At 61.6% G+C, this 19,185-nt stretch carries 18 protein-coding genes and 2 pseudogenes; 5 read left to right on the top strand and 15 right to left on the bottom strand.

The features are described 5' to 3' along the window. Nucleotides 1-15: 15 nt before the first annotated feature. The 5 genes from tla1 to ACODTO_RS04420 form a co-directional block, all read right to left on the bottom strand. The gene (gene tla1, locus ACODTO_RS04400; RefSeq protein WP_489106023.1) at nt 16-828 is read right to left on the bottom strand and encodes a toxin Tle1 chaperone Tla1; all 813 of its coding nucleotides are present in this window, start codon (nt 826-828) and stop codon (nt 16-18) included. A 24-nt stretch (nt 829-852) separates the two neighbouring features. After that, nucleotides 853-2,949: a type VI secretion system tip protein TssI/VgrG gene (gene tssI / locus ACODTO_RS04405; protein ID WP_489106024.1), complete on the bottom strand. Its 2,097-nt coding sequence runs from the start codon at nt 2,947-2,949 to the stop codon at nt 853-855. A 219-nt stretch (nt 2,950-3,168) separates the two neighbouring features. Further along, nucleotides 3,169-3,801, bottom strand: a complete 633-nt coding sequence (rhtB, locus tag ACODTO_RS04410; protein ID WP_489106025.1) for a homoserine/homoserine lactone efflux protein — start codon at nt 3,799-3,801, stop codon at nt 3,169-3,171. 101 nt (nt 3,802-3,902) lie between these two features. Continuing rightward, entirely contained in the window at nt 3,903-4,484 is a 582-nt protein-coding gene (locus tag ACODTO_RS04415; RefSeq protein WP_041022638.1) for a mechanosensitive ion channel family protein, read from the bottom strand. Then, nucleotides 4,484-6,394, bottom strand: a complete 1,911-nt coding sequence (locus tag ACODTO_RS04420; protein WP_489106026.1) for an ATP-binding cassette domain-containing protein — start codon at nt 6,392-6,394, stop codon at nt 4,484-4,486. Before ACODTO_RS04420 ends, ACODTO_RS04415 begins: the two co-directional genes overlap by 1 nt. Nucleotides 6,395-6,444: 50 nt before the next feature. Between ACODTO_RS04420 and ACODTO_RS04425 the strand changes: the two genes are divergently transcribed. Beyond that, nucleotides 6,445-6,909, top strand: a complete 465-nt coding sequence (locus ACODTO_RS04425; protein ID WP_489106027.1) for a TIGR02444 family protein — start codon at nt 6,445-6,447, stop codon at nt 6,907-6,909. Here ACODTO_RS04425 and ACODTO_RS04430 read toward each other — a convergent pair. Then, complete coding sequence (locus tag ACODTO_RS04430) at nt 6,906-8,117, bottom strand: AlgP family protein (RefSeq protein WP_489106028.1); 1,212 nt, start codon at nt 8,115-8,117, stop codon at nt 6,906-6,908. The two genes, ACODTO_RS04425 and ACODTO_RS04430, sit on opposite strands and share 4 nt — an antisense overlap. A gap of 191 nt (nt 8,118-8,308) precedes the next feature. On the opposite strand from ACODTO_RS04430, the gene ACODTO_RS04435 reads away from it, so the two are divergent. Continuing rightward, the gene (locus ACODTO_RS04435; protein ID WP_139641074.1) at nt 8,309-8,974 is read left to right on the top strand and encodes an FKBP-type peptidyl-prolyl cis-trans isomerase; all 666 of its coding nucleotides are present in this window, start codon (nt 8,309-8,311) and stop codon (nt 8,972-8,974) included. 57 nt (nt 8,975-9,031) lie between these two features. Here ACODTO_RS04435 and ACODTO_RS04440 read toward each other — a convergent pair whose 3' ends face one another. From ACODTO_RS04440 to ACODTO_RS04475, 8 genes and pseudogenes are all read right to left on the bottom strand, one after another. Further along, complete coding sequence (locus tag ACODTO_RS04440; RefSeq protein ID WP_041022643.1) at nt 9,032-9,490, bottom strand: Rsd/AlgQ family anti-sigma factor; 459 nt, start codon at nt 9,488-9,490, stop codon at nt 9,032-9,034. A gap of 175 nt (nt 9,491-9,665) precedes the next feature. Next, the gene (locus tag ACODTO_RS04445) at nt 9,666-10,208 is read right to left on the bottom strand and encodes a disulfide bond formation protein B (RefSeq protein ID WP_139641076.1); all 543 of its coding nucleotides are present in this window, start codon (nt 10,206-10,208) and stop codon (nt 9,666-9,668) included. A 241-nt stretch (nt 10,209-10,449) separates the two neighbouring features. Then, nucleotides 10,450-11,697 (bottom strand): heme biosynthesis HemY N-terminal domain-containing protein, encoded by a 1,248-nt coding sequence (locus ACODTO_RS04450; protein ID WP_139641078.1) that lies wholly within the window; start codon nt 11,695-11,697, stop codon nt 10,450-10,452. Further along, complete coding sequence (locus ACODTO_RS04455; protein WP_241801590.1) at nt 11,694-12,824, bottom strand: uroporphyrinogen-III C-methyltransferase; 1,131 nt, start codon at nt 12,822-12,824, stop codon at nt 11,694-11,696. Before ACODTO_RS04455 ends, ACODTO_RS04450 begins: the two co-directional genes overlap by 4 nt. Before the next feature lie 36 nt (nt 12,825-12,860). Beyond that, nucleotides 12,861-13,604: pseudogene (locus ACODTO_RS04460) on the bottom strand (uroporphyrinogen-III synthase); the annotation flags it as partial. Beyond that, nucleotides 13,604-14,545, bottom strand: coding sequence for a hydroxymethylbilane synthase (gene hemC, locus ACODTO_RS04465; RefSeq protein WP_139641082.1), 942 nt, complete (start codon nt 14,543-14,545; stop codon nt 13,604-13,606). The pseudogene ACODTO_RS04460 and the gene hemC, both read right to left, overlap by 1 nt. A 215-nt stretch (nt 14,546-14,760) precedes the next feature. Continuing rightward, nucleotides 14,761-15,507 carry a LytR/AlgR family response regulator transcription factor gene (locus ACODTO_RS04470; RefSeq protein WP_139641084.1) on the bottom strand — a complete coding sequence of 249 codons (747 nt, stop codon included), beginning with the start codon at nt 15,505-15,507 and terminating at the stop codon, nt 14,761-14,763. Then, nucleotides 15,504-15,653: pseudogene (locus tag ACODTO_RS04475) on the bottom strand (sensor histidine kinase); the annotation flags it as partial. The pseudogene ACODTO_RS04475 and the gene ACODTO_RS04470, both read right to left, overlap by 4 nt. A 315-nt stretch (nt 15,654-15,968) precedes the next feature. On the opposite strand from ACODTO_RS04475, the gene argH reads away from it, so the two are divergent. Beyond that, a complete protein-coding gene (gene argH, locus ACODTO_RS04480) occupies nt 15,969-17,363 on the top strand; it encodes an argininosuccinate lyase (RefSeq protein ID WP_489106029.1) in 1,395 nt (464 codons plus the stop codon). A 128-nt stretch (nt 17,364-17,491) separates the two neighbouring features. Here argH and ACODTO_RS04485 read toward each other — a convergent pair whose 3' ends face one another. Beyond that, the gene (locus ACODTO_RS04485) at nt 17,492-18,151 is read right to left on the bottom strand and encodes a glutathione S-transferase family protein (RefSeq protein ID WP_139641087.1); all 660 of its coding nucleotides are present in this window, start codon (nt 18,149-18,151) and stop codon (nt 17,492-17,494) included. Between the two features lie 124 nt (nt 18,152-18,275). Between ACODTO_RS04485 and ACODTO_RS04490 the strand changes: the two genes are divergently transcribed. Both ACODTO_RS04490 and ACODTO_RS04495 read left to right on the top strand, forming a co-directional pair. Further along, nucleotides 18,276-18,560 carry a hypothetical protein gene (locus tag ACODTO_RS04490; protein WP_139641089.1) on the top strand — a complete coding sequence of 95 codons (285 nt, stop codon included), beginning with the start codon at nt 18,276-18,278 and terminating at the stop codon, nt 18,558-18,560. 232 nt (nt 18,561-18,792) lie between these two features. Then, nucleotides 18,793-19,038, top strand: coding sequence for a TIGR02647 family protein (locus ACODTO_RS04495; RefSeq protein WP_024780550.1), 246 nt, complete (start codon nt 18,793-18,795; stop codon nt 19,036-19,038). The last annotated feature ends 147 nt before the right edge of the window (nt 19,039-19,185 follow it).

A 19,185-nucleotide genomic window follows, 5' to 3' on the forward strand; every position in this document is an offset into this window, starting at 1 on the left:
ATGTCCTCATGCACGTCATGGGTCGATACCTCGCTCACCCTTCGCTTGCGCGGCGCATTTCGCGAGCCAGCCCTGGAGAAACTGCTCCCGCGCCATGCCTATCAGTTGCTGGCGGTCTGCATCGACATGAACGCGAAAGGCCTGGTAGGTGAACATCTCGAACGAATCGAAACCGTATGTACTCGGAAGGATTTCCTGGCGAATACACCATTGTTGCGTATCGCTGAGGGCGCCCACCTCAGTGACTTGCGCATCGCTCAATCGCAACGCCAACGCGCCCCGCCCTGCCGCCCTCTGCCGGACATCGAACCCCGCCATCTGACAGGCCTTGCCATCGCGGTCGATCCATTGCCAATTGATAACACCCTCATGGAGCATCTTGAGCTGGTCGGGATCGAGCAGTTCACACACGAGCCTGAACAAGCGGGTGTCGTAGTAGCGCAGCACACCGCTTTTGTGGCCCTGCTCCCATTCGGCCTGGGTGCACCACCCCAGACGTTCGCCAAGGGCATCGAACGACCAGCGGCTGAACAGCGCCAGCACCCGCGAACGGCGGTAGCACACCTGGAGAAAGCCCGACAGCCAGTCCCGCTGCGCGGTATTGAACAGCAGAACCCGCACCAGCACGGGCCCCTGGTCGGCGAAGGCACGCTCGGGGGAGTCCTGAAACAGAAGCCGGTAGCGCGGCGACGGTATGAGTTCGTTCAACCGTCGCAACAGCGGATAGTCGAACAGCGCGCAGTCGATCAGCAGATCCACATGAGCGAGGCCGCAGGCCTTGGCCTGGGCGCATAGATGTTGCAGCCATTGCAGGGCAGTTGGAGACATGATCATCCTTGAAAGTTGAACCGCTCAGAGGCGGGGGGCCAGGCCTTTGGCCCGAGCTTGGGCCTGTTGAAAGCAGCGCTTGCACAGCACGCCGATCGACAAGGGCGAGCGACCTGCCGGCGGCCCGGTCGCGGCTTCGCTTATCGCGACGACACCCGTCGAAGTGCCTGCGTGTCCAGCCTCAGGCTCATCGGTTTCGCCCGGTCGGCGGGCCGGTTTGTACCGCAGAGCCGCTCCGGGACCCGGACCACCTCCCTGCTCGACGGCAATGCTGCTGAAAATGCCGTCAGCACCAATGCGCAGGAAATGCCCACCGCCCTCCAGGGTCAACTGCGATCCGGACTTGACTGTCAGGGCACCTGCGCATTCGAGCTGCAGGACCTGCCCGGCGCGGATTACCAGGGTCTCGCCAGCCTGTGCATGGAAGCTGCCGTTGATGTTGAGAAAGTCGTCGGCATCCAGTTGCGTCACGCGATGCCCTCCGACGGTGTGGTGCTCCTCGCCCCGCACTTCGCTGTAACGCTGACCGGCCAGGGTAATGCGCTGGTCACGACCGATCTCCAGCGTGTGGTCATTGCGCACGTTGGCGAACAGGTCGCGTTCGGCCCGCAAATAGATCCGTTCAGCCCCCTTTCGGTCTTCGATGTGCAATTCGTTGCTGCCACCCCCTCCCGGTGAACTCCGGCTCTTGAAGACACTGCGGGTGTCGTTGAGGGGTAACCCATGGGGAACCGGGTTGGCCTGGTTCGGCACGCAACCGGTGATCAGCGGTTGATCGGGGTCGCCTGCAAGGAAGGTGACCACGACTTCCATGCCGACCCGGGGGATCAACTGGGTGCCGAAGCCATCCCCTGCCCACCCCGTGGCAACCCGTACCCAACAACTGCTCCGTTCCGGGTTACCTTCGGCGCGATCCCAATGGAATCGGACCTTGACCCGGCCATACTCGTCGCAATGAATCTCGCTGCCTTGCGGGCCGCTGACCGTGGCCGTCTCACTGACCAGCAGCGGTCGCCGATGCCTCACGGACGGGCGATAGAACACGTCCCACGGAATCGCCTTGAACCGGTTGCCATAGCCCTGCTCCGGATTCCCCTCCCCCACATCGCCAATGGCATCTTCAAGGACTTGGGGTTGCGAACCTTCATGCCTGAGCCAGGTGAGCAACCAACGCTGGTTCCAGCAAGCCCGGCCGTGGTTCTCCAGCCTCATGAAATGCCCGCTCACCAGGGCTGGCTGGTTGCTGCCACCTTCGGCAACGCAGGTGTCTCTTTGCCGGCGTTGCAGGGCCCGCAGGGCCGCCTGTCGGCCTTGGGCCAATGTCAGGAAACGCCCTGGCGCGTAGGCATAGTCCTCGCGATCCGGCTGCGCGCCCTCTTCGCCAAACGGCTTGTGTCGAGAGGCACCTTCCAGGGTCAGGCGAGGCTTTTCGAAATCATGGTCACGCCGGGTGACCCGGCTGGTGGCGCCTCGTACCCGAACGGAGAAGGTCCTGATCGTGGGTTCGTCGGCGACCATCGCGCTGTCAGGCACGAACGGTGTAGGTGGAAGACTCCTGAACCGGGACTGGTCATCACCAAATACTAGGACATGCCGCTGCGGCCCATGCTCGAAGTGGTAATGCCAACCTTCTTCTTCGCACAGACGCTGGATAAAGGCCAGGTCGCTTTCTTCGTACTGGGTGCAATAGTCCCGGGGCGGGTATTCCGTGGGGCCCAGTTGAAAACGAAAGGCATCTTCCAGCAGACCCTGCAGCTTGAGCACCTCGGTGATGATCTGGCGAACGGTCTGCCGCTGGAAGATTCGCCGATTGAAAGCCAGGTCGAGACTGCTCAGGCGCGGCACCAGCGTCGCGTGATAATGGGTCAGCCGCTGCCCGGACTCACCCACGGCGAAATCCGCGATTTGCCCATGGATGCCATTGCCCAGGGTATCGAAAGCCAGGAAGGCGGGACGATGCAGAAACCGCTCAAGCGCCAGGCCGGCGAGCTCGCTGACGAGCCTGATCCTGAATTGAAAAGGTCGACTGATGGCCTCCGTGCCCTCGAAGGCGAGCACACCGAACTCATGGGGCACGCTGTCGATCGTGAACCTGAACTGCGCTGTGGAGGGAGCGGGCATTGGCGGTCACCGGATGAACGAGAGAACCCCCATGATCGAAAAATCGACGCGGGCCGTATGCCGCCTCAATCCGAACACCGCATAAGTAAATTCCCCGCTTACCCCCAGTTCGGTCTGTCAGAAAAGGTGGATTTGTAGGCTGATACCTACCCGCAAGACAAAAAAATGTGGGAGCGAGTCTGCTCGCTCCCACAGGTTTCAAGCCGTAGCAAAAAAGCTTTACACGGCGGCTTTGCGAATCGTCGCCAGTAGACCCGCCGCGCCAATGAACAACCCGGCGAAGGTCCGGTTCATCCGCCTTTGCTGCTTGGGAGTGCGCAACAGGCGCAGGACTTTGGAGGCCAGCCCGGTGTAGCCGGCCATGACGATGAGGTCGACGCCAATCATGGTCACGCCCAGGATCAGGTACTGTTTGAGCAGAGGGGCATGGGGATCGATGAACTGCGGCAGTACCGCCAGCATGAACACCAATGCCTTGGGGTTGCTGATGTTCACCAGAAAGCCACGGAACATCAGCGCCAAGGGCTTGCCGATGGGCCGTGGAGTGGCGTCATCGCTGATCTCGCCGGGGATGGCTCGCCACTGCTTGATGCCCAGGAACACCAGGTAGGCAACCCCGAACCATTTGATTGCATAGAACGCCGTGGCTGAGGTGGAGAGGATCGCGCCGACACCCGCAGCGACAATCACGATCTGCAATGCCAGGCCCAATTGCAGGCCCAGGGCATTCCAGTAGCCACGCCAGAAACCGTACTGCAGACCGCTGGACATCGATGCAATGGCACCCGCGCCCGGCGAAAGACTGATCACCCAACAAGCGGCGAAAAACGCCAGCCATGTTTCCAGCACCATTGCACACCTCGGCCAAGATTCGTCTAGACGACTAAACTAATGCGCCGCCGAGCAACTGACCATCGTTATTTTTCAAAAACCCGTGGCGTGCCAAGGGCTGGCTATTCGACGAAACCACCCACCGGAAAAGCCTCGCTGCCGCGCCAACGCCGCACCGAACGCTGGAAGAACAAGCTGTTGGGCACTTGCACCATGGAGCTGCCGGTGCCGAGCTCCTCGGGTTCGATCAAGGTGGTGTAAAGCAGGTTGATCGCCACCACTCGCCCTTTGATGCCGGGCTTGTCGGTCGCTTCCACCAGCTCGACCACATCGCCCAGGCGAAAGGGTCCGACGGTGTAGATCAGGACGGCGCACAGCAGGTTCGACAACACGCTCCAGATGGCGAAAAACGCCACCGCCGCCACCGCGACGAAGCCGGAAATCGCGGTCCACAATACCGTGGCCGATACCCCCAGGCGCTCGAGCACCACCAGAACCGCACTGCCCATGATCAGCCAGCGCAGCACGCCCCGCAGAACGATCAATAGGTGAGGTGGAAACGGGTAGCGCTCACCGAGTCCCGTCAGCGCACGCGCCACGACACGCTGCATCACGTAACCGACCAGCAGGATCAGCAGGACTTGCACGCCGAGCCAGAGCGGCTCGATCCACATGACCGGGATGGGCAAGGTCAACGCTTCCATCAGGACAGCGCCTCCAGCTCCGCTTGCAGGGTTTCCAGCAATTCCAGGGCTTGCATCCACGCCTCCTCCAGCTCCGCTTCCCGCACCTTCAACCGGGCCTGTTCGGCCAGCAGATCGCGCAGTTCATCCTTGCGCGCCGCCTCGTAGAGACCACTGTCCCCGAGGCGGGTTTCGATTTCATGCAGTTTTTCATGCAGCTTGCCCAGCTCGGATTCGAGCTTGTCGGCCTCGCGCTTGTGCGGTGCCAGCTGCTGTCGCAGGGCAGCGGCGGCCTGGCGCTGGGCTTTCTTGTCGGTCTTGTCCGGGTTCGCCGACGTCGTGCTGACCGGCGCATTGCGCTGGCGGTAGTCCACCAGCCAACGGGCATAGTCTTCGAGGTCGCCGTCGAACTCCTCGACCTTGCCGTCGGCAACCAGGAAGAAATTGTCCGTGGTGCTCTTGAGCAGATGCCGATCGTGAGACACCACCAGCACCGCCCCGCTGAACTCCTGCAAGGCCATGGTGAGGGCCAGACGCATTTCCAGGTCCAGGTGGTTGGTCGGTTCGTCGAGCAAGAGCAGGTTCGGCCTCTCCCACGCGATCAGGGCCAGCGCCAGGCGGGCCTTCTCGCCACCGGAGAAATTCAGCACCGGCTCGTCGATGCGCGCGCCGCGGAAGTCAAAGCCGCCGAGGAAGTCACGCAGGGTCTGTTCGCGTTCGGTCGGCGCCAGGCGCTGCAAGTGCAACAACGGGCTGGCCTTGGCATCGAGTGAATCCAGCTGGTGCTGAGCGAAATAGCCGACCACGGTGTTCTCGCCACGGGTCAGGCGCCCGGCCAGGGGCTGGAGTTCACCGGAGAGGTTCTTGATCAGGGTCGATTTACCGGCACCGTTGGGGCCCAGCAGGCCAATCCGGGCACCGGGCGTCAGCTGCAGCTTGACCTTCTCCAGTACAGTCTTGTCGCCATAGCCCAGTCGCGCATCGGACAGGTCGATCAATGGGCTGGAGATCTTGGTCGACTCGCGGAAGACAAAATCGAACGGCGAATCGACGTGGGCCGCCGACAGCTCCTCCATCCGTTCCAGTGCCTTGATCCGGCTCTGGGCCTGACGGGCCTTGGTGGCCTGGGCCTTGAAGCGGGCGATGTAGCTTTCCATGTGCGCACGCTGCGCCTGCTGCTTTTCGTAGGCCTGCTGTTGCTGGGCCAGGCGCTCGGCACGGGCGCGCTCGAAAGCCGTATAGCCACCGCGATACAGGACGAGCTTGCGCTGATCGACGTGGGCGACGTGGTCCACCACTGCGTCGAGAAAATCACGGTCGTGGGAAATCAGCAGCAGAGTGCCCGGGTAACTCTTGAGCCAGTCCTCGAGCCAGATGATGGCGTCGAGGTCCAAGTGGTTGGTCGGCTCGTCGAGCAGCAGCAGATCCGAGGGGCACATCAAGGCCTGGGCCAGGTTCAGGCGCATCCGCCAGCCGCCGGAAAAATCCCCGACCTGGCGGTCCATCTGTTCGTTGGTAAACCCCAGGCCGGCGAGCAATTTGCGGGCGCGGGCATCGGCGGTATAGCCGTCGGCGCTGTCGAGCTCCGAATGCGACCGGGCCAGGGCGGCGCCGTCGTGAGCCGCTTCGGCGACAGCCAGGTCGCGTTGAACCTGACGCAGGCGTATATCGCCGTCGAGCACGTAGTCCACCGCCAGGCGTTCGAGGGTATCCACCTCCTGGCGCATGTGGGCAATACGCCAGTCAGCGGGCAGCGAGCAATCACCGGAGTCCGGGTGAAGCTCGCCTCGCAACAAGGCGAACAGGCTCGATTTGCCGGCGCCGTTGGCACCGATGAGGCCAGCTTTGTGGCCGGCGTGCAGGGTCAGCTCGGCGTCTTCTAGCAGACGTTGCGGGCCACGCTGTAAAGTCAGGTTCTGAAGTCGGATCATAATGGCGGCGGAGTCTACCAGCTTCGCTCGCAACTGGCGCGAGTAGCACGATGTCCTCTGACCTGTGGAGTTTCTCTCTCGACCTCTATGCCCGGCCCGGCGTGGAGCAGAGCTGCCTGGCCTTGCAGGAGGCTGGCGCGAGTGTCTGCCTGCTGCTTTGCGGCCTGTGGCTGGAACAGCGCGGCGTGGCCTGCGATGCACAAAGACTGCAACAGCTTCGGATGTTGGCAGAACCTTGGGACAAAGAAGTGGTACAGCCATTACGGGCGCTTCGCACCCAATGGAAAGCGGAGGCCGTTCAAGACACGGACCTCACTCACCTACGCGAACAGGTCAAGAAACTGGAGCTGCAAGCCGAGCGGTGTCTGTTGGAGCGATTGGAGGCCGTGGCTGCACATTGGCCTGAGGGCCAACAGGAAGATTCAGGTCGATGGCTGCAAGGGCTGGCGGCGAATGCCGGGCCAGCGAACCACGACGCGCTGCATCAGCTGCGCGTCGCGGTCTCCAGCACTTAGGAAGCGCTGGTTGGGGTGCTGGTGCTCGGTGCAACGGAAGCGGATGGGCTGACCGTCGAAGCCGGAGTGCTGGCGGCTGGAGCAGGGGTCGCTGTCGGGGCCGGCGACGCAGGCTTGGCGGCTGGCGCAGTCGCGGGCTTGGTAGCGGCCGGCTTTTTCACAGCGGGTTTTGCAGCTGGCTTGGCAGCAGCAGGTTTCGCTGCTGGTTTTACAGCCGCAGGCTTGGCGGCAGCTGGCTTGGCGGCGGGTTTGGCCGCAGCCGGTTTGGTCGCAGCCTTGGCTGGTGCCTTGGCAGCGGCTGGCTTGGCAGCGGCGACAGGTTTGGCAGCAGCAGGTTTGGCGGCAGCTGTTTTCGTCGCGGCTGGTTTAGCAGCAGCTGTTTTCGTCGCTGCTGGTTTAGCAGCAGCTGTTTTCGTCGCTGCTGGTTTGGCAGCGGCCGCTTTGGTCGCCGCGGGTTTGGCAGCTGGCTTCGCCGCGACAGCTTTTACAGGCGCTTTGGCAACCGGTTTAGCCGCAGCGGTTTTCGTCGCGGCGGGTTTGGCGGCGGTTGTTTTAGCAGCAGGTTTGCCAGCCGCTTTTGCAGCAGGCTTGGCGGCCGCTGTTTTTGCAACAGGCTTGGCGGTGGCTTTGACAGCGGGTTTTTTGGCCGTCGGTTTAGCAGCGCTGGCAGCGACCGGTTTAGCCGCAGGCTTGCTTGCCGCTTTGGCCGATGCTTTCGCGGCAGGCTTGGCAGCTGCCTTGGCCGGTGTTTTTGCCGCGACAGGTTTAGCAACCGGTTTCTTGGCCGATACAGCGGCAGGCTTGGCCGCACGAAGCGTCAGCGCCTTGCCGGCAGCTTCTTGCACGCGACCAACACCCTGGGCCAGCTTCAGGCTTTCCTGGGCATCACGCTTGAGTTGCAGAATGTAGCCGCGGGTTTCGGACTGACGATCCTTCAGGGCATCGAGCAGGTCTTCGAGTTCTTTCACGACGTCCTTGGCCTTGGCTTGTGCCTTGGCCTTGCCGGCGGTGGCTGCGTCTTGCAGTTTGGTGCGCGACTTGTGCAGTTTTTCCTGCGCCTTGCCGCGTTGTTTTTCCAGTTTGGCGAGCAATTTTTCAGCATCAGCCAGGGCTTGGGAGCAGGCATTTTCCAAATGATCGAGCAAGGCGCCCGAGAGTTGTTGGAGCAAGTGCAACGGAGTGTTTACAGGCTTCTTGGGGGCCGACATGGTTTACCTCCTGACTGACGTGAGTGCGGCTCATACTAGACCTCTGCTGCAACCGCCGCTAGGGCATGTTGACAGTACACAGGACGTTGCGTTGCAAGAGACAAAAAATCTTCTGCGCCATTGCCGGAGCAATCTCACTTCGCAGCGATCGGCGCTGGCATAATTCCTCCATTCGAGCTCGGAGAGCACACATGTCGCGTCACCTGTTTTTCCTCCTGTGCATGGTTTGCTCCATGGTCCAGGCGGTTGAAAAAACCAGCGCAAACGATGCCCATGACCTGGCCTACAGCCTGGGTGCGAGCCTGGGTGAGCGCCTGCGCCAGGACGTGCCCGACCTGCAGATACAAGCATTGCTGGAGGGCCTGCAACAGGCCTACCTGGGCAAGCCGCTGGCGCTCAAGGATGAACGCATCGAACAGATCCTGGCCAAGCATCAGGCACAGCTGACAGCGCAATCGACGACCCCACAGATTGAAGTGGCGCTGAAGACAGAGCAGAAATTTCTCAACGAGGAAAGAAACCGGCCAGGTGTAAAACAGTTGGAGGACGGCATCCTGCTGACTGAACTCAAGCCTGGCAACGGGGTGAAAGCCGGCCCCCACGGCAAGGTCCAGGTGCTGTATACCGGTCGATTGCCCGACGGCACCGTGTTCGACTCCAACCACCAGGCGCAGTGGTTCAGTCTCGACAGCGTGATCGATGGCTGGCGCAGCGCGTTGCCGCAGATGCCCGTAGGCGCGAAATGGCGACTGGTGATTCCTTCGACCCAGGCCTATGGCGCCGAAGGTGCCGGGGATGTGATTCCACCGTTCACGCCACTGGTGTTCGAGATCGAGTTGCTGGGTGCGACGAGCTGACATTGCCCAAACGAAAAACGGTGCGCAATGCGCACCGTTTTTTTTGCAGCAGAACCGTCAAGCCTGGACCGCCGCCTCTTCCTTATGGGCGTTATGCAGCACTTCGATCAGACAGTCTTCCAGCTCGAAGCGCTCGTGCAGCAGGCCACCCAGCTCCTTGAATTTTTCCGCTACGCATTTGCCTTCATCGCACAGGTCATTGAACGCCAGCAGCTTTTCGGTGATGACGTCGATGCGCGGGTAGATCTGTTCGGCGAGTTCCAGACCACGCTTGTCGTTGAAGGCCTTGGCCTCGCCGGTGAGCTGCTCGTAGATCTCGAAATGCCCGGCAGAGACATAGTCCACCAACACACCGCAGAACTCCTGCAACGGTTTACGGCTTTCACCCAACGCTTCAGGTTTATCACCGAGAGCATCATAGGCCCGAACCAGTTCGTGACGCTCCTGCAACCAGCGGTCGATCAGCAGATGCACCCCACCCCAGCGTTCCTGAGCATTCTGACAACTTTCGAGCATGGCGATTTCTTCCCTTGTGAGTCATGCCCCTCGCAGCCTGCATACACCTTGATGATTCATGGCAAGCCGGACACAACATGATCGAGCGGCATAATTCCAATGATACGTGCGGGCCAGATTATGCCCGCACGACAGCCGCTTCAAGGTACGCAGGCGACAAAGTTCATACAAGTGTTTAATCCGCGACTCGGATGAATTGCGACGTCTTGTCGCCCAGCGGTCGGATCAGAGCGTTCCAGACCAGGCGAAGCAGCAGGTAGGTCATTGCAATGGAGACGGCGAGGAAAAACAGCAGGCTCCATTCCGGGATGCTCAGATCGAACAGTGTCCAAGTGACGCCCGCACAGTCGACCGCGCCGTCGAGGGCTCGCTCCATGGCACTCCACCATGAACCCACGCCCTTCATTTGGGCCAGGCAATCGGGCATTGGCTCGAGCGAATGGCTTTGCAACAGAACCTGACGCCATGCCAGGGCCATTCCTCCCGACACGAAAACCAGTCCCGTCACCCCATAGAGAATGCTGCCCCTTCGACCCGGGCCATGCATGCAGGCCGCGAGACCGTTCACCAGAAACAGCACCAGGCACAAGCGCTGCAAGACACACAGGCTGCAAGGCGTCAGACCGACTGCATACTCCAGATAACTGGCGATGCCCAAAGCCAGGGCCGCGGCGGTGGAAGCCATGAAAAACAAGAAGCGAGAGCAAGCCAAAGACATGGCGGTTCCGTAACAGAAGAGACAAGCAGTTACGGTAGAGGAAAGCCCTCGGGCCTTTCAAGGCAGGCCCACGCAGACACTTCACCAAGGGTGTAGGGAATTCCCGACAGAGACGAGGGGATTCAGCGCAATCCCCTGTAGGACTTTCCCGAATACGTCATTTGAGCCTTGAGTCAGGCAGCGATCGGCGACCATCCTCCTGGCAAAACCCACTCGAACCGCCAAACGCGATCAGTGTTTCTTAACTGGACAGCGCCTGGGCCGGAACCGGCAAAGGCGCAGCAAGCAAGCGCTCATCCAGCAGTCCCAGGCCCTCCTGGAACAGCTGGTTGCTGCGCTCGGCATCGCCCAGTTGTGCCAGTAATCTCGCCAGTTCGGCACACGCTTCGGGATTGCGCTGGATCTTCAGGCTGCCTTCCAGATAATCCCGCGCCTTGCCCCACAGGCTGTTCTGCAGACACAGGCGACCCAGCGTCAACAGCAGGCTGGAATCGGCCGGATGATCCTTGAGCCAACCTTCGGCCGCTTGCAGCTGTCGCGCTGGATCATTGCCGCGGACCAACCCGTACAGCCGTGCCAGGTGGCTGTCATAGTGACGTTTGAGCGCGGTGCGCAATACTTCCTCGGCGTCGCCCTGTGCCCCCAGTTGCCGCAGTTGTTCGGCATAGGCCAACACCAACGCCGACTCCTGGCGCTGCGCGGAAGTCAGCTGTTGCCAGGCGCGGTTGAGCGACTGCAAGCCGACGCTGCCGTCCTCTTCGCGATGGGCCGCCAGGGAGAGATTTTCACCCCAGGCCCGACGCTCCAGTTCAGCCAGTTCCATCGCCGGCAAGACCTTGTCCTTGCGCAGTTCCGGCAACAGGCGAATCACCGCCGACCAATCACCACGCTGCTGATGCAGTCGTTGCAATTGACGCAGGACCTGAACGTTATGGGGATGACGATCATGCATGGCTTGCAACGTGACCAAGGCGCCGTCGGTGTCGCCCCGGTCCACCTGCAACTGTGCGTGGTTCAATGCAATGGCCAGCTCTGCCTGGGGCTGGCGTTCCAGGGCGCGCTCCAGCAGGTTGTCGCTCTGTTCGTAAAGACCTTGCTCATTAGCCGCACGCGCCGCCCCGAGGTAATACAGCAACGGCTGGCGTTCGGCTTCCGCGGCACGATGCAAATGCCGTTGGGCACTGGCCCAGCGACCTTCGGCCAGGTCCAACTGACCGTGTTCGATCGCTACTTGTATGCGCCGGCTACGATTGCGCCGCGACCACGGGTTGACCACACCGCTGGACGTAGTCACCAGGCCGATCAAGGCGCGCACGCCCCGCCACAACAACCAGAGTACCGCCACCAGCGCCAGGGTGACCCACAGGCCGGCTTCGTAGCGAAAGCTCTTGTACGCCACCAGCACGTAACCCGAATGCTCGGAAATCGCCACGCCCAACAGGGCGGCGGCAGCGATGACCACGAACAGAATCACGTAGAGACGCTTCATGGCGTGGTCTCCTGCCCAGCAGGCTTGGCCAGCGGCTTGACCGACTCCTCGGCATTCAGGTTGCGACGCTCCAGATAGGCCTGGACGCTGCTCAGGGTCGCGGTCAGGTCCGGCGTGACCACCGTCACCGGCTGCTTGGCCAGTTCAGCCACTCGCTCGAGCATGACCTTGCTCTGCGGGTTGTCCTGGTTGAAGTTGTTCTGCAGTACATCGCGGGCCTCGAGCAACGCCTGGGTATACACCGGCGCTTGCCCGTTGAGGGCCGCCCATTGCGCCTGCTCCAATGCCAGGCTCAGGGCCAGGCGCACCTGCATCAGGCTCTGCCCGGCCAGCAGCGGACGGACGTTCTCGTCGGCATTGAAGTCGATGCGGATATAGCGCGAGATCTGATCCCACCACTGCGCCCAGCGGCTGGCCCCGTCGCCATCGGCCGTCAGGCCCAGCAGGGATTCGCCTCGATCCTTGTACTCGGGCGCCAGCTCCGAGAGTTGCAGCACTTGCTCACGCAGGGCCCCCAGTTGCAGGAACAGCCCGGTGCGATCCGGCTGCTCGGTGCTGCGCAGCGCCGCAAGCGTCTTGGCCAACTGCTCGCGGGCAGCGAACGAGCCCGGGTCGTTCTGTTCCCGCAGGATTTCGTCGGCGCCCTGGACCAGGGCCTGGGCACTGGTGATGTCTTGCAGGGCGGAAAGACGCAGGCTGGCAAGGCGCAACAGATGCTCGGCCTCGGCCAGGCGCCAATCCTTGCGGCTGGCACCCAGTACGGTTTCCAGCCGTTGGCTCAGGTGTTGCTGGTCGCCTTGTAGCTGGGCGACCTGACGCCGTCGCTCCTCCAGCTCTTCGGCCGCCGGCATCTGCGCCAGGCGCTCGCTGAGGCGTTGCTCATTGAGCTTGAGAGTCTGGGCCTGGTCATTCAGTGCCTGGACCTGGGTGGACTGTTGCTGGTTGTTGGCCTGCAGGTGACGCACCTGCCAGACGCCCCAGCCGCCAACGGCCACGCCAGCGGCCCCCAGCAGCAATGCGACAATGGCCAACCCGTTACCGCGACGCGGCGCCACCGGTGCCGGCGTTTCCACCGGAGCATCGATCACGGGTCGGTCTTGATCTTTTGGCAAGGCTGTTTCGCTCACGTATCCATCCTTTGCATTAGAAAACGGCACGGATTGTTCCCGTAAAGCCGCCAGCAAAGCCGCGGCACTGGCGCCACGACAATCCACAACTGATCGGGCCCCGGCGGCCCGCGCTATCTCGGCAACCCTGGGGCTTGGGACAAACAACGGCAACCGCGCCAGATCGGGCCAGGCGGCACCCGCCAGGCGGTGAAGATGCTCGAAGCTCTGCCCACTGCTGACCATCAGTGCGTTCAAGCGTTCCGCTTCGACCTTCGCCAGCAGTTCGCCTTCGCGATACTCAGGCAGGCCTCGCCGGTACAATTCCAGATAATCGACGCTAGCACCTTGCTCGCGCAAGCGCTCTGCCAGCAAACCGCGGCCGCCCTCACCACGCACGATCAGAACCTGGGGATTGCTCCGGGTGAGAGCCTGACGCAACGCCGGGAGTTCCAGCAAGGCTTCGCTGTCGTCGCCATCGTCCGGATAAAACACCGTGAGGCCCGCATCGGCCAGGATCTGCCCGGTGGCTGCGCCCACGCTGAACCAGGGTTGTTCCGGCGGCTCCGGCCAATATTCACGCAGTTGCTCCAGACACAACCGGGCGGCCGGCTTGCTGACGACGATCACGGCGCAGTACTGGTCGAGCCGCTGCAACATCGCTCGGCCGGAATCGGAGAGGGGAATCGGTTCGATAGCCAGCAACGGCAGGCTGCTGCTGAATACGCCAGCCTCGGCCAAGACAGCAGCCAGGGCCGACGACTCGTCCTCCGGCCGGGTCAGCAGCAACCGCCAGCCCATCACGCGTGGCCTGCCTCGCCGTAGACCTTCTTGAGGATCTCGCCAGCGCCCTGGCTCAGCAGGTCTTCAGCGACCCGCACCCCCAGCGCTTCGGCATCGCCCCGGGGCGCCCTGGCTTCGGAGCTGAGCAGCGTGCCGCCGTCCGGATCGCCCACCAGGCCACGTAACCAGACCTGTTCGCCTTCCAGCACGGCGTAGCAGGCAATCGGTACCTGGCAGCCGCCGTTGAGGTGTTTGTTGAGGGCGCGCTCGGCGAAAACCCGGGTCGCCGTGTCTTCGTGATGCAGAGGAGCCAGCAGCGCGTGGATCCCGCTGTCGGCGCTGCGGCATTCGATGCCTACCGCTCCTTGCCCGCCGGCCGGCAGGCTGTCGTCAACGCTGATGGCCGAGGTGATGCGGTCCTCGAAGCCCAGCCGGATCAGGCCAGCGGCGGCAAGGATGATGGCGTCGTACTCGCCAGCGTCGAGCTTGGCCAGGCGAGTGTTGACGTTGCCTCGCAGAAAACGGATTTGCAGGTCGGGACGACGGGTCAGCAGTTGCGCCTGGCGACGTAGGCTGGACGTGCCGACGACGCTCCCGGCAGGCAACGCGTCAAGGCTGGCAAAGGCGTTGGAAACGAACGCATCGCGCGGGTCTTCGCGCTCGCAGATGCAAAACAGACCCAGGCCTTCGGGGAAGTCCATGGGCACGTCTTTCATCGAATGCACGGCAATGTCGGCTTCGTTGTCCAGCAGCGCGGTTTCAAGTTCCTTGACGAACAAACCCTTGCCACCGATTTTCGACAGTGGCGAATCCAGCAGTTTGTCACCGCGACTGACCATGGGCACCAGCGTCACGACCAGGCCGGGATGGGCGGCCTCCAGACGGGCTTTGACGTACTCGGCCTGCCAGAGGGCCAGGGCGCTTTTACGGGTGGCGATGCGGATCTCGCGAGGGGACATGGATCAATCCGTACTTAAAAGATACGACGGATAATAACAGCTCAGCCAAATCCGCTTTGACTTGAATCACGACCCCAAGGCCTCCCTGGCCGTCAATATTCCGGATAATAAAACGTGCAATGCCGTTGAGACATTGCGCTAGTGGCCTGTACGGTTAATTCGAGTACTCAAGTTCTGGTGCCGAATTTGAGTGCACGAATTGGCCACGCAGGCCACTAGAGCTGCTGCATCATCTTGCGCACGCCCGCCACATGACGCCGACTGACAATCAACGCGTCGCCATTGAGGCCTTTGAGAAACAGCTGGAAATGCCCAAGGGGCGTGCGTTGCAGACGCTCGATGCGCTCGCGGGCCACCAGGGCGTTGCGGTGGATACGCACGAACCGCTCGCCGAACTCGTCCTCGAGTGCCTTGAGGGGCTCGTCCAGGAGCACCTCGCCACTCTCATGGCGCAAGGTCACGTATTTATGGTCGGCAATGAAGTAGACCACCTGGTTCAACGGGATCAGTTCGATGCCCTTGCGGGTTCGCGCACTGATGTGGCTGCGCGGGCCGCTGCCACTTTCCGCTGCCGGACGGGTCAGCGCCGCCAGTTGCACGCGGTTGGGCCGTTCCGCCTTGCGCAAGGCGTCAAGCAACGCCTCGGATGCCACCGGCTTGACCAGATAGCCCACGGCGCCGGCCTGCAATATCTCGGGCGGGAAGTCGTCCCGGGTGGTACAGAACACCACGGCGGGGGGCGACTCTCGTTCGCACAGCTTCGCCGCGACCTGCAGACCATCCAGGCCAGGCATGCGAATGTCGAGCAGCACGATATCCGGCTTGTGGCTGTCGATAAGGGCCAACGCCTCGTCGCCATTGGTGGCGCTCGGCTCCAGGACACTGTAACCCTCGAGCTCGCCAACCATTCGGCTCAGGCGCTCGCGGGCCAGTGGTTCGTCATCAACGATCAGGACATTCATATTGCGCTGGATTCCTGCGTGAGTCTCGCACAAGGATAGCGTAGACAGGGGAAGTGACATCCGTCACCGCGATCCACGCTAAGACTCGCTCGAGGGCCAAAAAGTGCCGCGAGGCGGTTGCCTATCTTTACCAGCGCTTGCCGACCGATGCTCGAGGCCCGTTGTCGCACGGCGTCGCCGCGGGGATTGTTGATTTTCGATCTGATCAATATTGAGCCCCCCTGGTTGGTTCGCCCCATGCGCCATGATGGAAAAAGCAAAACTCCTATCGTCCACTGTAGACGGTTGCCACGACGATATTGCTCAATCGGAAAATATCGTTGTGCAGAAAACCTGCTTGCACGCCTGGCTCGTGCGTAAAAAACCTGCCGACCAGTGCCAGCGCCAGCCCCGGCAACCCTGCTATCATCCGCCGCAGCCTTTAACCGCTACTTTTTCCACAGCCGATCACGAGCGAATTCATGAGCACTGACAAGACCAATCAGTCCTGGGGCGGCCGCTTCAGTGAACCCGTCGACGCCTTCGTCGCCCGCTTCACCGCCTCCGTCAATTTTGACCAGCGCCTGTATCGCCACGACATCATGGGTTCGATCGCCCACGCCACCATGCTGGCCAAGGTCGGCGTGCTGACCGATGCCGAGCGCGACAGCATCATCGATGGCCTGAAGACCATCCAGGGTGAAATCGAGGCCGGTCAATTCGACTGGCGTGTCGACCTTGAAGACGTGCACATGAACATCGAAGCGCGCCTGACCGATCGCATCGGCGTGACCGGCAAGAAACTGCACACCGGCCGCAGTCGCAACGACCAGGTCGCCACCGACATCCGCCTGTGGCTGCGTGATGAAATCGACCTGATCCTGGCCGAGATCACCCGCCTGCAGAAAGGCCTGCTGGAACAGGCTGAACGTGAAGCCGAGAGCATCATGCCCGGCTTCACCCATCTGCAGACCGCTCAACCCGTGACCTTCGGGCATCACATGCTGGCCTGGTTCGAAATGCTCAGCCGCGACTACGAGCGCCTTGTCGATTGCCGCAAGCGCACCAACCGCATGCCCCTGGGCAGCGCCGCGCTGGCCGGCACCACCTACCCGATCGATCGCGAATACACCGCCCAACTGCTGGGCTTCGACGCTGTGGGCGGCAACTCGCTGGATAACGTCTCGGACCGCGATTTCGCCATCGAATTCTGCGCCGCCGCGAGCATCGCGATGATGCACCTGTCGCGCTTCTCCGAAGAACTGGTGCTGTGGACCAGCGCGCAATTCCAGTTCATTGACCTGCCGGATCGCTTCTGCACCGGCAGCTCGATCATGCCGCAAAAGAAAAACCCCGACGTACCGGAGCTGGTACGGGGCAAGAGCGGCCGGGTGTTCGGCGCACTGATGGGCCTGTTGACCCTGATGAAAGGCCAACCGCTGGCCTACAACAAGGACAACCAGGAAGACAAGGAACCGCTGTTCGACGCCGCCGATACCCTGCGCGACTCGCTGCGCGCCTTTGCCGACATGATCCCGGCCATCAAGCCCAAGCACGCGGTGATGCGTGAAGCGGCCCTGCGCGGCTTCTCCACCGCGACGGACCTGGCCGACTATCTGGTGCGCCGTGGCCTGCCATTCCGCGACTGCCATGAAATCGTCGGTCATGCCGTGAAATATGGCGTGGAAAACGGCAAGGATCTGGCGGAGATGAGCCTGGACGAACTGCGCCAGTTCAGCGACCAGATCGAGCAGGACGTGTTTGCGGTGCTGACACTGGAAGGCTCGGTCAACGCCCGTGACCACATCGGCGGCACGGCACCGGCGCAGGTCAAGGCTGCCGTGGTGCGCGGCCAGGCGTTGCTTGCCGGTCGCTAGAACCTAACAGCATCGCGAGCAGGCTCGCTCCCGCATGGATCTTCAGTGAACACAAAGTTGTGAACATACAGAGATCCCCTGTGGGAGCGAGCCTGCTCGCGAAAGCAATCGCTAGAGCAGTATAAAATTCACTTCTTGGCAGCGATCATCGCCAAAAACTCTGGCATCCCCGCTTCCCTGTCCGCCGCGATCCGTTGTACGTGCGGATTCGTCCCCAACCGTTCCATCAGCGCCTTGGCCGCCGGCATGTCTGCGAACAGGTCGATATCAAACAATTTTTTGCCCACCTGTAAGGCTGGCGAAACACCATAGAGAAAGTACAAGTCGGCAATGCTCAAGCTGTCGCCCGCGACATAAGGTGAGAACTTTCCGTGCCTGCCCAGCGAGGCGAACCCCAGCAGCAGTTCAGCCTTGCTCTTTTCCTTGATGGCATCGGGTACTGTCATGCCGAAGAATGCCTCGGCGTAGCAGGCGCGCCCTGGCAGCTCGATGTACAGCTCGATCTCCCGGCACAGGGCCAGGACCTGGGCACGCTCGAACGGATCGGCGGGCAACAGGGCTTTGCCGGACTGGGTTTGCTCGATGTACTCGAGGATCACGCTGGTTTCGCTGATGAAGCCCTGCTCGGTTTTCAGCACAGGCACTTTGCCCCGTGGGCTGATGGCGAGTATTTCCGGGGTCTGCTTGCCATAGAACGACACTTCTTCGAAGGGCACGCCCTTCTCCAGCAATGCCAGTTTGACCATGTTGTAATAATTACTGGCGCAGAAACCATAAAGCTTGAGCATTGCAGATACCTCCAGTCCGTGTGGGGTGGGCAGCCTTGCGTTATAGACTGTCGGGAGGTTTCGCGCTAGGCGCATCACGCCGCTGAATGCAGGTAAACTGGCGCCTTTCTCACAGGAGCCTGCCATGAGCGAGCCAACCGACATCGACAATGACGAAGAAGAATTCGTCGAGTCGACCCTGATCGAAGCCATTGAAAACCAGATCGAAAGCGGCAACCCGCCAGCGGCCAAGGCCACCTTCAACAAACTGACTCTGGTCAATTACGAGCGCGAAGACATCCTGAACCTCATGGCCCATGTGCTGGCCTTCGAGATCGACGCCATGCTCGATGAAGACCGCCCGTTCAATACCCAATGGTATGAAGACGCGTTGCGCAAACTGCCCGAGCTGCCACCGGAAAAGAACTGAACCCGCTGCGGTGGGAGGGACTGCCTCAAACACTGTGGGAGCAAGGCTTGCCCGCGATGAAACCGATGCGATCGCTCATGAATCGAGGCGCCTGCATCGCGAGCAAGCTTTGCTCCCACACACGCTCCATCGCCCAAAACAAAAAAAGCCTGCCTCTACACTGGACAGCTCGGCTGAGTGCGCTCACCTTAGTGACGCTATCGACCATATTCCTAGAAAGTCTGGAGTCCTTATGTCGCTTACCCCTGAGCTGGTTGCCGAACTGGAAATCCTTGCACTCTTCAACCTGGACAGTTCCCAGGAAGGCCTGAAAATCCATCAGACCGCTGCCCCTAAAGCCATTGCCGCTGCCCAACGCCTGTACGACAAAGAACTGATCACCCAACCCGACGGCGGTTATCTGACCAGCCTGGGTCGTGACGCCGCGCAAAACGTACAAACCGTCCTGACGATACTCAGCGTCCAAGAAGCTGCCTGACTCTCCCTGTCGCCCACGGAAATCTGCTTCGCCGGATTTCCGCAGGCGCGGGCGCCTTGCGTGAAAAATCTGACGTCCACACCCTACTTTCAGCTTAAGAATTCACCGTCCCGGACGCTAAACTGCCATCACCTCTGATTTCCCACG

The sequence above is a fragment of the Pseudomonas sp. FG13 genome, from assembly GCF_057809755.1.